The sequence below is a fragment of the Corynebacterium faecium genome, assembly GCF_027257105.1.
GTDB classification, from domain to species: Bacteria; Actinomycetota; Actinomycetes; order Mycobacteriales; family Mycobacteriaceae; genus Corynebacterium; species Corynebacterium lehmanniae.
Genome location: NZ_JAPYJX010000003.1, coordinates 26392 through 41179 on the forward strand (window position 1 = coordinate 26392; position 14788 = coordinate 41179).

Consider the following 14788-nt stretch of genomic DNA (forward strand, 5'->3'; position numbering starts at 1 on the left):
GTTGGGTGGCTACTTGGACTGCTTGCTCTGCGGGGCGAACGCTGCGACGGTGCGGTTCGGCAGCGCCTTGACTGTGAAGAACGCCACCAGCATGACAATGACCTTGTCCACCGGGTCCGAGATGAACGCCTGGGTGGTCACGGACGCGATGAGCGAGCCGCCCATCTCGCGGAACAGGCTGACCAGCGCGCCGGTGCCCACACCGGCGGTGCCGCCGTAGACGTAGGCCGCGACCGGGGCGGCGACCATGCCGCCGATAAGCCCCAGTACCAGGCCGAAGCCGATCACGGTGGCGATGTTGCGCAGCGCGTTGAAGCGGTGGATGAACACGCCGGCCAGCCAGCCGATCAGCGCCGCACCCGCGGCGAACGGCAGCGCGGCCGGGTTGAGCAGGCCCCACACGACGTTGTTCAGCGCGCCGGTGGCCATGCCCGCGACCGGGCCGGCGAGCGCCGCGACGAGCACCGTGCCCACGGAATCCAGGTACAGCGGCAGGCCGATGGAGCCGACGATCTCGCCGACGACAGAGTTGATGATGATCGCAATCGGGATCAGCCCCAGCGTGCGCGCGGGCAGCACCGGAATCACGGCGGCGAGCAGCAAGATGGTGCCGATGCCGTAGCCGGCCAGCAGCGCGATGCCTGGGCCGGAGCCGGTGACCTGGTCCCAGTCCGCCGGGTGGACCAGGACGAAGTACAGCCAGGTGGCGGCGATAAACAGGGCGCCTGCGACGGCGAGCGCGCGGCGGGCGGGGGTCCATTCGGCCTTCTGTGCGGCCTGCGTGGAAACGGTGTGTGACATGGAAACTCCGAGTGGTGTGCGGGGAGGAGCGGGAAGTACAGCCCTAATCGCCTATGTCACCTCGGCGGGGCTATCGGTTCGGGAGTGTAGCAGGGGTGGTTTTACCGGCCTAGTCGTCGGCGCGCAGGTGGCGCAGCTCCACAATCTCGGCGTCGCCGGCGGCGACCTTGGCGTGCACCTCGCAGGCCCACGTGAACCAGCCCCAGGCCAACTCGACGTCCGCGTCGGTGACCAGGCGCGCGTTGGGTTCGCGCTCCCAGATCCCGCGCAGGTCGGCCACGGAGGTGCCTCGCATGAGCTCGGAATCCGCCTCCACGGCGACGGTGGTGTCCTTCCAGGAGTACCCCACCAGCCCCAGCGCGATCAGCACGGTGAGCAGGTCGTGGATCTGCGCCTGACACCCCTCGCCCACATCCTCGTGGAACTCGAAGTAAAACCGCGTGATCGCCTCCAGGTGCTGCGCCACGGGGGAGCCGCCAAGCTTATCGACGAACTCCGCCAACGCCTCGGGCTTGAGCACCATCCGCTCCGTCACGCCAAGCGAGCACATGGTGATCGGGGTCTGTGCCATGGCGAACACGTCGGCGGCGGCGTGCGGGTCCACCCAGAAGTTCCACTCCGCGCTCGGCGTGGTGTTGCCCGGGTAGTTCACCGCCCCGCCCATCACGGTGATGTGTTTGAGCTTTGCAAAGTGTTCCGGGTGAGCGTGCGCGAAGGCGGCCAGGTTGGTCAAGGGCCCGGTGACGATCAGGTGGAGGTCATCGGTGCCGCGCTCGATGGAGTCGATCCACAGCGCGTCCCAGTCGTGCTCCACGTGGCGCTCGGGCGCTTGGGCGTAGCCGAGGCCGGTGTCGCCGTGGGTTTCGGGCGTGGTGGTCAGCTCCACCTCGAGCGGCTCCGGCAGGCCCGCGGCCAGGGAGATGATGGGCAGCCCGCACTGCCCCAGGATCCAGGCGCCGTTTTGCGCGCATTGGTCGGCGGGGGCATTGCCGGAGGTCGTCGTTAGGCAATCGAGCTCAATGAGCCCCGCGTGCGCCGCGGCAGTGAGGAAGATGATGGCGTAGGTGTCGTCGATGCCGGGGTCGCAATCCAGGATGACTCTCACGGTTTCGTTTCCTTCCCGGCAACAAGCCAGATCACAAGCGTGGTGGCGCACACCGCGCCGCAGACACCGAACGCGGCCTGGAAGCCCGCGGCCTCCGCGACGGCGCCGAGCAGCACCGGCGCGAGAATGGTGCCAGCGTCCTGCGTCATTTGGTACGCGGACAGCACTGTACCGCCAGAGCGCTCATTGCCGATGATGTCCGCGAGCGTGGCCTGGGTGGCGGGGCTCATCAGGCCCGCGCCGATGCCGGCCGCGGCGGAGAGCAGCACCAGCGGCCAGAAGCTGGTGGCGCCACCGAGGAGTGCCGTGAACACGCCTGAGGTGGCAAGACCCGCGGCGACCATCGGGCGGCGGCCGAGGCTGTCGGCGAGGCGGCCGGAGAACTGCAGGGTCACCGCCATGCCGAACGCGAAAGCGGTCAGCGCAAACCCGGCGGCCGCTCCCCCGCGCTCGAAGACGGCCGCGGCGAACAACGGCAAGATGGCCACGCGCGAGCCCATGTTGACAAAGCCGTTGGTAAACCCGGCGGCCAGCAGCACCTTGTAGGTGGAGGTGTGCCACGCCTGGCGCACGCGCATCTTCGGCTTCGCTGCGGGCAGCGGGTCGGAGCCCGGCTTTGGCTGGGTCAGCGCGCCGACGGCGACCGCCGCGCCCGCGACCGCGAGGCCGTAAATGACAAACGGCGCGCGGAAGCCGAGGAAGGATAGCGCGGCGCCGATGATCGGGCCGACGACGTTGCCCACCAGAAACGCCGAGGCGTACAGCGCGTTGGCGCGCCCGCGGATGCTCGGGTGCGTCACCCGCACAATCAGCGCCTGGGCCGACAGCGTGAACATGGTCGAGCCGAAACCCGCGATAAACCGCAGCGCGAGGATCTGCCAGTACGCGTTCACAAACGCGACGAGGAAGGTCGCACCCGCGACGATGAGCAGGCCCGTGAGGTAGATCGGACGGGAGCCAAGCCTATCGACGAGCCAGCCCGCCCCCGGCGCCCCCAACAACCGAGCCAACGCGAAGATGGAGATCACCGCGCCGGCGGCAGCCATGGACACCCCGAAGCTGCCCGCGAACTGCGGGAGCACCGGGGCGATGAGCCCGTAGCCGAGGGCGATGATGAACGCGGCGCCGACAAGGACCCAGATCGTGCGCGGGATCTTCGGTTGAGTGCGGGGTGCTTGCTGGGTTGTGTGTTGTGTTGAGTTGTCGGCGTTCATTGCTGGTTAGAGTATATCGGCGGGTGGGGTGTTCCGATTTGCCAATGTGGCAAATAATTTCCACAAAGCAAAATCACCCCAGGTAGCAGGGTGCGTTTCGTTCATGTGTTCGAACGGGTGGGCTGTGGTGTCGGAGACCATTCGTAGTGTGTGCGCCATGAAGTTCAACACGAAGAATCCGCTGCGCAGCGTCAGCCGAAACGATAAGTCCCACTCCCCCGCCTACACCCCGGAGGCGCTTGCCGATGAGATCCGCGAGCGCCACCCCGCAATCATCGAGTCCGCCCGGGCCGTCATGCACCACCCGCGTTCCCTGTCCCGGCCCACCGCCGCGTGGCGCCCGCCGGTGCTGACCCTGCCGCGGGTGGCCAACGGGCCTCAGCTGACGTTGGCTGTGACACGGCGCAGGGTCGGTCCACGGGCGCGGGCCCGGATACAGGGGTACGGAGGCGACCAAATCCCGGCGTACCTGGTCGAGGTCCGCATCGCCGACACCACCGGCAGCGTGGTTGACACCGTGCTCACCGAAGCGTGGGTGCGCGCGCTGATTCCAGAAGACTGCGCGCACGCGGTGCACGAACTGGCCGGCACGCGCACGGCGAACTACGTCTGGCTCGTCGACGGCACGTTCACCCCGGTCGCGTCGCCGTCGTCGATGTTCGAGGGGCTCAGCGCGGCCTAGCCGCGGGCGGCGTCGCTGCTGTCGTCCTCGTCGATGCCAGGGAGACCGTTATCCTCGTCGTCGTCTTCGTCGTCGAGGTCCTCATCATCGTCGTAGTCGACGTCGTCATCGTCGGTGAGGGCGTCACTGTCGTCTTCGTCGTCCTGGCCGAACAGGTCGTAGACCTCCGGCTCGTCGTACTCGTCGTCGACGGGAAGCAGCTGCGACTCCCAGTCCTCGGCCTGGTCGGCGGCGAGCGAGAGCACGTCGAAAAGCCTGTCAAAGTCCGTGAAGCTGCCCAGTTCGAGACGCTCGGCGTCGATGAGCGCCTCGTCGTGGATGGCGTCAAAGAGGCGGGCGCGGTCCTCCTCGGTCAGCTCCGCGTCGCCGTCGGACTCCCAGAGCTCGCCCTCGGCGTCGTCGAGCACGTCGTCGTAATCGTCCGGAAGCGCGATGAAGGTGACCTTGGCATGCGGGGTGCCCTCGACGGTGTCGATGGTGACCAGAAGCTCGGCGTTGTCGCCCACCTCCGCGCGCACCTGCTGCGGGTTCAAGTGGTCCTGGAAGAACTCCAAGTCACCGATGCGCTCGTCGGTGCCCTCCAACAGGTCGCGCAGCACGGTGATCACCTGGTCGGTGGCCATGTGCTCCGCCACCGCGGCCACGGCGTCCTCCACGGAGAACACCACGGCCACCAGCACGGCCTCGAAATCCTCGTCGTCCTCGTCCACGTCCGCGGCCGCGATGTAGACGTTGGCGGCCGGCAAGTGCGGATCAATCTCCACGAACTGGATCTCCAGCGCCGCCGTCATGGGCACGAACATGGTGTCGCCGCCCACGCGGGACTCGATGCCTTCGCGGTCGAGCGCCGCTGCGATGTCCTCGAAAAAGCTCATGTCGGTGGTTCCTTCCCAAGCTCGGCCACAACGGGCACAAGCCTAGCCACGAATGCTTGCGCATGCGTGGCATTTCCCTGTCACCGCGGGGTTAACTGTCACCCCAGGACGGATGGGCGGCGCCGAGTAGCGACGCGGCCGAATCCATCAGGTCCTGGCGGTGAATGCCCCACTCGCGCATGTCAAAGCCCTCCCACGCCCTGCGCTGCGACGCCTTCGGGTCCCACTCCACCCGCATGCCCGCGTCGAATACGGCCGTCGCACGTCCCGGCCTGTCGTCGGCACGAAAGCCGTAGACCGGCCACTCCTCGCCCGGCGCGCCGGTGTGGAAGAACTGCCCCCAGTGGTGCTGCATCACGCGGCTGACCTCCGCGAACGCCTCGGAGCCGCCGAAGACGTCCCAGCGCGAGGCCTTCGTGGCGTTCGGCTCACCGAACACCGCGCCCAAATCAGCGGTGTGCATCGCGCCCAGGCCCAGCATGCGCATCGCGGCAGACGCGTGGTCGAAGCGGTACATCCAGGTGCTCGCCTTCCTGCGGTGCGCGGTGGCCAGGATGACCGTCGGCGCCCAGAACACCGCATCCGCGATGAGGTCGGCGTAGTCGCCGCGCTCCCCGGCGTAGTCGTAGGCGTGCAGCACCGACTGGGCGTTTTCCGGGTCGAAGGCCTCCAGCGCCCGGCGCGCCGCGCGCTGGCGCGACTTGGTGGTTTGGTAGATCGCCTTGGCAAAGCTCGCCTCATCCGAGTTGGTGCCCACGATCAGCGGCACGGCCGCCTGCTCGCCGGCCTCGAAGGTGTCGATGGGGTGCGCGGTGAGCGTCTCCCCGTCCACGGTGGGCATGAAGCTGGTGTTCAGCTGCACCAGCTCCTTGGTGTTTAACAGCATGGATTGGCCGGCGCGCACGAGTTCCTCGGCGCTGGTCTCGCGCAGATCGGCGAGCGTGGTCGTGCGCGGCAGGCCCATCCGGTTGACCAGTTCGCGCACCCACATGGCCGCCTGCAGGCGCGAATGCACGCTGGCCGGCGGCGGGGATTGGGCCACCGCGCCGTGGAACAGCCCGTGTGCCGAGGGCGAGCACATCAGGTGCACGACGGCCGCCCCGCCGGCGGATTCGCCCATGATGGTCACCCGGTTCGGATCCCCGCCGAAGTTGGTGATGTTCGCGCGCACCCACTCCAGCGCAAGGATCTGGTCCAAAAGCGCGGGCGTGGCCACGCAGTCGTGGCCGAGCAAGCGGAAGTCCAAATACCCCAGCACGCCAAGGCGGAAGTTCACGGAGACGTAGACGACCTGCGTGGCGTCGGCAAGCAAATGCCCCTGGAGCACCTTCTCGTTGCTGGCGCCGGTGACAAAGGTGCCGCCGTGGAAGTAGACCACCACCGGCAGCTCCTCGTCGGTGTCGGGGCGCACGATGTCCAAGGTCAGACAGTCCTCGGTGCCGATGACGGCGTCGCGCCAGCCGAAGGTGCCCTGCATGGCGGGCGGGGCGAAACGTGAGGCGTCGTAAAGCCCCTGCCACCTCTGCGCTGGCTGTGGGGCGCGGAAGCGGCCGGTACTCGCGGTGGAGGCGCCGAACGGCACGCCGCGCCACGTGCGCATGCCGGAACGCGCATCCACCACGCCGCGGACCTTGCCCGCGGTGGTGTCTGCGACAGGGTGCTCGGCGGCAGTCATGGTTTCAAGCGTAGACGGATGCGCGCGAAGTCCAACTATGCTTGACCGACGTAAATCAGACCATTAACGAAAGAGCACACGATGTTTGGCAACAAGAAAAAGAACCAGGACCTCGCCGTCCGTCAAGAGATCGAGGAAGCGTTGCGCGAAGACCCGCAGCAGTTAGAAAAGGACGCCGGCCCGCTGGGGCGCGCGTTTATCGGCGCGGTGGATAAGGCTGTGCAGATGCAGACCTCCACCATCCGCACCTACGTGGACTGGCTGCGCCGCCAGAACCCGGAGGCCACGCCCGCGGAGATTCAGAAGCTGATGGACAAGCACCTGAAAAACACCGTCACTGGCACCGGCGCGGGCGTGGGTGCCGCAGCCGCCGTGCCCGGCATCGGCCTGTTTAGCGGCGCGGCCGCGGTCGCCGGCGAATCGGTGCTGTTTTTGGACCTCGCCGCGTTCTACGCCGTGGCATCCGCCTACCTGCGCGGCGAAGACATCGACGACCCGGAGCGCCGCCGCGCGCTCGTGCTCTCGCTGCTGATGGGCGCGAAGGGGCTGGCGATTGTGGACGCCATGCTTGGCGACGACGCCGGCAAGATCCCCGGCAAGTCCACCCTGGCCAAATTCTCCGGCCCGACCCTGTCCAACACCAACAACGTGCTGCAGCGCATCGCCATGCGTTCCATGCGGAAATCCCTGCGCCGCGCGTGGCTGGGCAAGCTTATGCCGCTGGGCATCGGCGCGGTCGCCGGCACCACCGCCAACCGCAAGCTGGCCGACGGCGTGATCGGCAACGTCCAGTCCGGCCTCGGCGCCGTGCCGGCCGGCTTTGCCACCCCGCTGCCGGAGAAGGACAACGACAGCGATGACGAGGACGGCAAGGGCCTGAGTCTGAACCCGAAGGACTTCGCCGCCTGGATCCTGCGCCAGTTCAAGGACGAGGACAAGGACGGCGACAACAATTAACCCCCTGCTCACCAGGTCCCTTCGCGCCAACCGCCCCGCGGCCGTCGCCGCCTTTACCGCGGCCACGCTCGCCGCGGTGTTCCAGACGGCGGTGCCGGCGCTGACCGGCCACGCGGTGGACATCGCCACCGGCAACGCTGAGGGATCGGTGACGCGCACCGCGTGGGCAATGGTCGCCGTCGCCGCGGCCACCTACGCCCTAAGCTTCACCCGCCGCGTCACGTCGGGCCGGCTGGCGTCCAGCTCCCAGCACTGGTTGCGCACCGAACTCCTGCGCACGCTGCACCGCCTGGATGGGCCGGGACAGGACACGATCGTCACCGGCCAGATCGTCTCGCGCTCCATCTCGGATTTGAACCAGTACCACATGGTGCTAGCCAACCTGCCCATGCTGCTCACGCGCGTGGTGCAGCTCGCGCTGACACTTGCGGTGATGCTGTGGATGGACATCCCGCTGACCCTGATGTCGCTGGCGCTGCTGCCGCTGATCCTGTGGGAAGCCAACCGCTCGCGCAAAACGCTCTACGCCGCCACGTGGGTGAACCAGCACGCCACCGCGGAGCTGGCGGAGCACGTCGAGCAGACCGTCTCGGGCGTGCGTGTGGTCAAGGCGTTCGGCCAGGAGCAGCGCGAGATCGACCAGCTAGATCAGCTTGGCCGCCACCTCTACGCGGTGAAGATGCGCGCGGCGAAGCTCACGGCGCGCTTCCAGCCGGTACTCTCCCAGCTGCCCAAGGTCGCGCTGGTGGTCACCATCATCGCCGGCGGCATGCTGGCCATCCGCGGGCAGATCACCATCGGCCAGTTCGTCGCGTTCACGGCGTACCTGACCTCCATGACGTCGATGATGTCCATGCTGACCAACCAGTACGTGCGCCTGCAGATGGGCATGAGTTCCTTCGACCGCCTTGACGACGTGCTCAAGCTTGCCCCCGCCGCTGAGACCGCCGCAGCCCCCACGGCCGGCACCGGCCTGCACTTCGACAACGTCCACTTCTCCACCGGCGGCAACCCCGTCCTCAACGGCTTTTCGCTCGCCGTCCGACCGGGCGAAACGGTCGCACTCGTCGGCCCGCCCGGCGTGGGCAAAACCATGGCCGTCCAGCTCGCCGGCGGGTTCTACCAGCCGGATTCCGGGAGCGTGAAGCTTCTCGACGGCTCCGCCTCCCCCGCCGCACTGCGTGAGAAGGTCCTGTGCGTGTTCGACGAGGCGTTCTTGTTCTCCTCCTCCGTGCGCGAAAACATTGCCATGGGTACTCACCTCCCGCCGGATCAGCTCGACGCCGCTGTGAGCGAGGCAGCGCGCCTGGCTTGCGCCGACGAGTTCATCGAGCGCCTGCCCGACGGCTACGACACCGAAGTCGGCGAGCGCGGCCTGACGCTATCCGGCGGGCAGCGCCAGCGCATCGCCCTGGCCCGCGCGCTGATGGCGAAGCCGGAGGTGCTCGTGCTCGACGACGCCACCAGCGCCATCGACGCCGTCACCGAATCCCGCATCCTGGGCAACCTGCGCGAGGAGCTCACAGACGTCGCGGTGCTCACCGTCGCGCACCGTCAGTCCACCGTGGATCATGCGGATCAGGTGGCGGTGGTCGACCACGGAGCCGTCGTCAAGTGTGGCCCCCGCGACGAGGTCATGGAAAGCCCGGAGTACCTGGCCACCATGTCCGCCGATACCCCGGCGGAGCTGCCCGCGGCCCCGTCGCGCGCCGAGCTGTGGCCCGAGGTCACCGAGCCCGAGCAGGAGCGCGTGATCGTGCCCACCACCGGACGCGCGTCCACGGTCAACGCCACCCCGGAGCTGCTCGCGCGGGTGGAGAAACTCCCGGCGGCCTCCGAGCAGCCGGATTTGAGCGCCGAGCGCCTGGAGCAGCTGCGCACCCCGTCCAGCGATTTCCACGTGCGCGACCTGTTCCGCGCGGTGCGCTGGCTCATCGCCGGCACCGTCGCCCTGCTGGTGGTAGGCGTGGTGGCGGACCTGGCGTTTCCCACCCTCGTGCGCGCCGCCGTGGACCGCGGCATCGCCAACTCGGACCAGGCAAGCCTGATCCGCACCGGGCTGATCGCGCTCGCCGTGGTGGCGGTGGCGTGGGCGTCCATGACCGTGATGACGGTGCTGTCCTCGCGCTCCGGCGAGCGCCTCCTCTACGGCCTGCGCCTGCGCTCGTACGCCCACCTGCAGCAGCTGGGCTTGAGCTTTTTCGAGTCGCGCCTGTCCGGCAAGATCATGACGCGCATGACCACGGACATCGACACCCTGTCCAGCTTCTTGCAAACCGGGCTGGCCCAAGCCATCGTCGCCGTCGGCTCGCTTATCGGTGTCACGGTGATGCTGGTGGCCACCGACGGCCAGCTCGCGCTCGTCGCGTTCGCCGCCGTGCCCGTCATCGCGCTGGCCACCTGGGGCTTCAGGCACTTCTCCAAGCGCTTCTACGCCGCCGCACGAGCGCAGATCTCCGCGGTCAACGGCGAGTTCGCCGAGCTCATCGGCGGCATCCGCGTCACCCAGACCCACCTCGCCCAAGACCATTTCGAAGCGCGCTTTGCCCAGATGAGCGACGAATACCGCCGCATCCGCATGAACTCAGTGCGCCTAGTGGGCCTGTACTTCCCCGGCATGCAGTTCGTCTCCCAGGTCATGACCGCGGTGATCATCGGCGTCGGCGCCACCCGCATCGCTGACGGCACGCTGTCGGTCGGCGTGCTCGTCGCGTTCACCATGTACCTCAGCCAGCTCTACGGCCCGATCCAGCAGCTCGGCCAAATCTTCGACTCCTGGCAGCAAGCCACCGTCAGCTTCGACCACATCCGCGAACTACTCGCCGAGCGCACCACCGTCCCCGACACCGGTACCCGCCCCGGTGCGCACACCGCCGCGTCCGGGGAGCTTGTGCTTGACGACGTCACCTTCGGCTACTCGCCGGACACAGAGCCAGTCATCGACGGCATGGATTTGTCCCTTTCGCCCGGCTCCACCGTGGCACTCGTGGGTCCGACGGGGGCGGGCAAATCGACCGTCGTCAAGCTGCTGGCCCGCTTCTACGACCCAGTGGAAGGTGTCGTGCGCGCGTCGGGGACGAACGTCACCGAGTTCCCGCTCGCGGAGTGGCGGCGCGCGCTCGCGCAAGTGCCGCAGGAGTCCTACCTCTTCCCCGGCACCGTCGCCGACAACATCGCCTACGGCGCCGCCGGAGCCACGGACGCCGAGGTGCAGGCCGCGGTGGAGCGCATCGGCGCCCTCGGCGTCATCGGCACGATCCCCGGCGGCTTCAACGCGCGCGTTGGCGAACGCGGCCGGGGCCTAAGCTCCGGGCAGCGTCAAATCATCGCGCTTGCCCGCGCCGAAATGCTCACACCCGCGGTGCTGCTTCTCGACGAAGCCACCGCCACCCTCGACCCCGCCACCGAACGCGCCGTCCTCGACGCCTCCGATCGCGCGATGGAAGGCCGCACCTCCGTCGTCGTCGCGCACCGGCTCGCCACCGCCGCGCGGGCGGACCGAATACTCGTGATTGATGAAGGACGTATCATTGAAGACGGCTGCCACGAGGACCTCATCTCCGCAGGCGGAAGATATGCCCATATGTGGGCTGTTAACCGATAACGGGGGTGAAACACAAGGACCCCGTGGAGAGGAACAACCCAAGTTAGCGCGTTACCAGCGCCGACGATTACAGTCAAAGAAACGTTCCGCGAACACAACCCAGAAGGAAGGCGAGAACCTGCCGTGAGCAGCGAAAACACGTTCGGCCAGAACAGCTGGCTGGTTGACGAGATGTTCCAGCAGTACAAGGACGACCCCAACTCGGTGGACGCCGAATGGCGCGAACTCTTCGAGAACAAGGGCGCTCCGAAGACCGCGAAGGGCACCCCCAACGTCACCCCTTCCGACGAGAGCGCAAGCACTCCGAAGACTGACCCGAAGGTCTCCCGCACCACCGGCGCACCGAGCCAGGACGGCCGCGAGACCAAGGTGGACGAGGCAGCGGCCAAGGTCGCGGCGAAGCCGAAGCGCCCCGCGGCCCCGGCGAAGGCCTCCCCGCTGGACAAGGTCAACCAGATCGAGGCTGAGCCCGGCGAGTTCCAGCTCAAGGGCGCGTTCAAGGCCATTGCCAAGAACATGAACGAGTCGCTCGAGGTGCCGACCGCGACCACCGTGCGCGACATGCCGGTCAAGCTCATGTTTGAAAACCGCGCGCTGATCAACGACCACCTCAAGCGCACCCGCGGCGGCAAGGTCTCCTTCACCCACATCCTGGGCTACGCCATTGTCCTGGCCACCAAGCTGCACCCGGACATGAACAAGAACTACAAGGAGGACGGCAACAAGTACTTCGCGGTGCAGCCGGAGCACATCAACCTCGGCCTGGCCATCGACCTGCCAGGCAAGAACGGCTCCCGCTCCCTGGTCGTCGCCGCCATCAAGGAGTGCGAGAACAAGTCCTTCAACGAGTTCGTCGAGGCGTACGAAGACATCGTCGCCCGCGCCCGCGACGGCAAGCTCACCATGGACGACTTCTCCGGCGTGACCATCCAGCTGACCAACCCGGGCGGCATCGGCACCCGCCACTCCATCCCGCGCCTGACCAAGGGCCAGGGCACCATCGTCGGCGTCGGCGCAATGGACTACCCGGCGGAGTTCGCAGGCGCCTCCGAGGACCGCCTCGCCGAGCTCGGCGTGGGCAAGCTGGTCACCCTGACCTCCACCTACGACCACCGCGTCATCCAGGGCGCGGAGTCCGGCGAGTTCCTGCGCGACATCTCCCAGCTGATCATCGACGACAAGTTCTGGGACGAGATCTTCCGCTCCCTGCAGATCCCCTACGCTCCGCTGCGCTGGGCACAGGACGAGCCGAACACCGGCATCAACAAGGACACCCGCGTCATGCAGCTGATCGAGGCGTATCGCTCCCGCGGCCACCTCATCGCCGACACCAACCCGCTGCACTGGCACCAGCCGGGCCTGCCCAAGCCGGACTCCCGCGACCTGCTCATGGAAACCCACGGCCTGACCCTGTGGGACCTGGACCGCGTCTTCCACGTCGGCGGCTTCGGCGGCAAGGAGCAGATGACCCTGCGCGAGGTCATGTCCCGCCTGCGCGCCGCCTACACCCTCAAGGTGGGCACCGAGTACTCCCACATCATGGACCGCGACGAGCGCGAGTGGCTGCGCGACCGTGTCGAGGCCGGCATGCCCAAGCCGACCGGCCCGGAGCAGAAGTACATCCTGCAGAAGCTCAACGCCGCAGAGGCCTTCGAGAACTTCCTGCAGACCAAGTACCTCGGCCAGAAGCGCTTCTCCCTCGAGGGCGCCGAGACCCTGATCCCGCTGATGGACGCCATCATCGACACCGCGGCGGGCCAGGGCCTGGAAGAGGTCGTCGTCGGCATGCCGCACCGCGGCCGCCTGAATGTGCTGTTCAACATCGTGGGCAAGCCGGTTGCCACCATCTTCAACGAGTTTGAGGGCAACGTGCATGCAGCCCAGCAGGGCGGCTCCGGCGACGTGAAGTACCACCTCGGCTTCGAGGGCGAGCACATCCAGATGTTCGGCGACGGCGAGATCAAGGTCTCCCTGGCCGCCAACCCGTCCCACCTCGAGGCCGTGGATCCGGTCCTGGTGGGCATGGCACGCGCCAAGGAAGACCAGATCAAGTTTGCCAAGGGCCGCGAGGACCACCCGGTCGTGCCGCTGATGCTGCACGGCGACGCTTCCTTCACCGGCCTGGGCATCGTCCAGGAGACGCTGAACCTGTCCCGCCTGCCGGGCTACACCGTCGGCGGCACCATCCACATCGTGGTGAACAACCAGATCGGCTTCACCACCACCCCGGACTCCGGCCGTTCCTCCTACTACGCCACCGACCTGGCCAAGGGCTTCGACTGCCCGGTGTTCCACGTCAACGGCGACGACCCGGAGGCCGCCGCCTGGGTTGCCCAACTGGCCACCGAGTACCGCCGCGAGTTTGGCAAGGACGTCTTCATCGACCTGATCTGCTACCGCCTGCGCGGCCACAACGAGGCCGACGACCCGACGGTGACCCAGCCGGTCATGTACGACCGCATCCAGTCCCACCCGTCGGTGCGCACCCGCTACACCCAGGACCTCATCGGCCGCGGCGACATCACCGAGGAAGACGCCGAGAAGGCAGCACAGGACTTCCACGACCAGCTGGATTCCGTCTTCTCCGACGTCAAGGCAGAGAAGGGCCAGCCGAGCGAGCAGACCGGCATCACCGAGTCGCAGGAGCTCACCCGCGGCCTGGACACGAACATCTCCGAGGACCAGTTCAAGCGCCTCGCCGACGCGTTCGCGAACCTGCCGGAGGACTTCACGCCGAACAAGCGCCTGAAGTCCGTGCTGAAGAAGCGCGGCGGCTCGTTCACTGACGGCGACATCGACTGGGGCTGGGGCGAGCTGCTCGCCTTCGGTTCCCTGGCGGAGCAGGGCAAGTTTGTCCGCCTCGCCGGCGAGGACTCCCAGCGCGGCACCTTCACCCAGCGCCACGCGGTGCTGTACAACCCGGATAACGCGGAGCCGTACAACCCGCTGGACCACAACGCGCAGGAGGCCGACAACGGCGGCCACTTCCAGGTGTTCAACTCCGCCCTGACCGAGTACGCGGGCATGGGCTTCGAGTACGGCTACACCCTGGGCAACAAGGACGCCGTGGTGGCTTGGGAGGCGCAGTTCGGCGACTTCGCCAACGGCGCGCAGACCATCATCGACGAGTACTTGTCCTCCTCCGAGACCAAGTGGGGCGAGCTGTCCTCGCTGATCGCGCTGCTGCCGCACGGCTACGAGGGCCAGGGCCCGGACCACTCGTCGGCCCGCATCGAGCGCTACCTGCAGCTCGTGGCAGAGGGCTCGATGACGATTGCCCAGCCGTCCACCCCGGCAAACCACTTCCACCTGCTGCGCCGCCAGGCTCTCGGCGAGATGAAGCGCCCGCTGGTCGTCTTCACCCCGAAGTCGATGCTGCGCAACAAGGCGGCAGTCTCGCAGCCGGCTGACTTCATCGAGGTGGACCGCTTCCAGTCCGTCATCGACGACCCGAACTTCGTCGAGCGCGGCAACAAGGTCGTCGGCGACACCGACAAGGTCACCACGATCATGCTGTGCTCCGGCAAGATCTACTGGGAGCTGGCCAAGAAGAAGGAGAAGGACGGCCGCGACGACATCGCGATCATCCGCGTGGAGATGCTCCACCCGATCCCGTTCAACCGCCTCGCGGACGCGTTCAAGAACTACCCGAACGCCAAGGAGATCCGCTGGGTCCAGGACGAGCCGGCAAACCAGGGCGCATGGCCGTTCTACAACGAGCACCTGCGCACCCTGATCCCGGACATGCCGGAGATGGTCCGCGTGTCCCGCCGCGCCCAGTCCACCACCGCAACCGGTGTGGCCAAGGTGCACCAGCAGGAGGAGAAGCAGCTGCTCGAGGAGGCATTTGCAAAGTAGCTTGACGACGGGAGCGC

At 67.5% G+C, this 14788-nt stretch carries 9 protein-coding genes; 4 read left to right on the plus strand and 5 right to left on the minus strand.

All coding sequences use genetic code 11. The annotated features are described in order from the left end of the window. Positions 1-9: 9 nt before the first annotated feature. From O5O53_RS03590 to O5O53_RS03600, 3 genes are all read right to left on the minus strand, one after another. Positions 10-801 carry an ECF transporter S component gene (locus O5O53_RS03590; RefSeq protein WP_269509113.1) on the minus strand — a complete coding sequence of 264 codons (792 nt, stop codon included), beginning with the start codon at positions 799-801 and terminating at the stop codon, positions 10-12. 109 nt (positions 802-910) lie between these two features. Continuing rightward, complete coding sequence (locus O5O53_RS03595; protein ID WP_269509115.1) at positions 911-1906, minus strand: nucleoside hydrolase; 996 nt, start codon at positions 1904-1906, stop codon at positions 911-913. Next, positions 1903-3120, minus strand: coding sequence for an MFS transporter (locus tag O5O53_RS03600; protein ID WP_269509117.1), 1218 nt, complete (start codon positions 3118-3120; stop codon positions 1903-1905). The genes O5O53_RS03595 and O5O53_RS03600 overlap by 4 nt, the downstream gene beginning before the upstream one ends. A 157-nt stretch (positions 3121-3277) precedes the next feature. On the opposite strand from O5O53_RS03600, the gene O5O53_RS03605 reads away from it, so the two are divergent. Beyond that, positions 3278-3802: a hypothetical protein gene (locus O5O53_RS03605; RefSeq protein ID WP_269509119.1), complete on the plus strand. Its 525-nt coding sequence runs from the start codon at positions 3278-3280 to the stop codon at positions 3800-3802. On the opposite strand, the gene O5O53_RS03610 is transcribed toward O5O53_RS03605, so the two are convergent. Continuing rightward, positions 3799-4677 carry a hypothetical protein gene (locus O5O53_RS03610; protein WP_269509121.1) on the minus strand — a complete coding sequence of 293 codons (879 nt, stop codon included), beginning with the start codon at positions 4675-4677 and terminating at the stop codon, positions 3799-3801. The two genes, O5O53_RS03605 and O5O53_RS03610, sit on opposite strands and share 4 nt — an antisense overlap. 91 nt (positions 4678-4768) lie before the next feature. Continuing rightward, positions 4769-6352, minus strand: a complete 1584-nt coding sequence (locus O5O53_RS03615) for a carboxylesterase/lipase family protein (RefSeq protein WP_269509123.1) — start codon at positions 6350-6352, stop codon at positions 4769-4771. Positions 6353-6433: 81 nt separating this feature from the next. Here O5O53_RS03615 and O5O53_RS03620 point away from each other — a divergent pair, with 81 nt between their 5' ends. From O5O53_RS03620 to O5O53_RS03630, 3 genes are all read left to right on the plus strand, one after another. After that, positions 6434-7309 carry a hypothetical protein gene (locus O5O53_RS03620; protein ID WP_269509124.1) on the plus strand — a complete coding sequence of 292 codons (876 nt, stop codon included), beginning with the start codon at positions 6434-6436 and terminating at the stop codon, positions 7307-7309. Continuing rightward, positions 7305-10913 carry an ABC transporter ATP-binding protein gene (locus O5O53_RS03625; protein WP_437177840.1) on the plus strand — a complete coding sequence of 1203 codons (3609 nt, stop codon included), beginning with the start codon at positions 7305-7307 and terminating at the stop codon, positions 10911-10913. The genes O5O53_RS03620 and O5O53_RS03625 overlap by 5 nt, the downstream gene beginning before the upstream one ends. A gap of 123 nt (positions 10914-11036) precedes the next feature. Further along, the gene (locus O5O53_RS03630) at positions 11037-14771 is read left to right on the plus strand and encodes a multifunctional oxoglutarate decarboxylase/oxoglutarate dehydrogenase thiamine pyrophosphate-binding subunit/dihydrolipoyllysine-residue succinyltransferase subunit (RefSeq protein WP_269509126.1); all 3735 of its coding nucleotides are present in this window, start codon (positions 11037-11039) and stop codon (positions 14769-14771) included. The last annotated feature ends 17 nt before the right edge of the window (positions 14772-14788 follow it).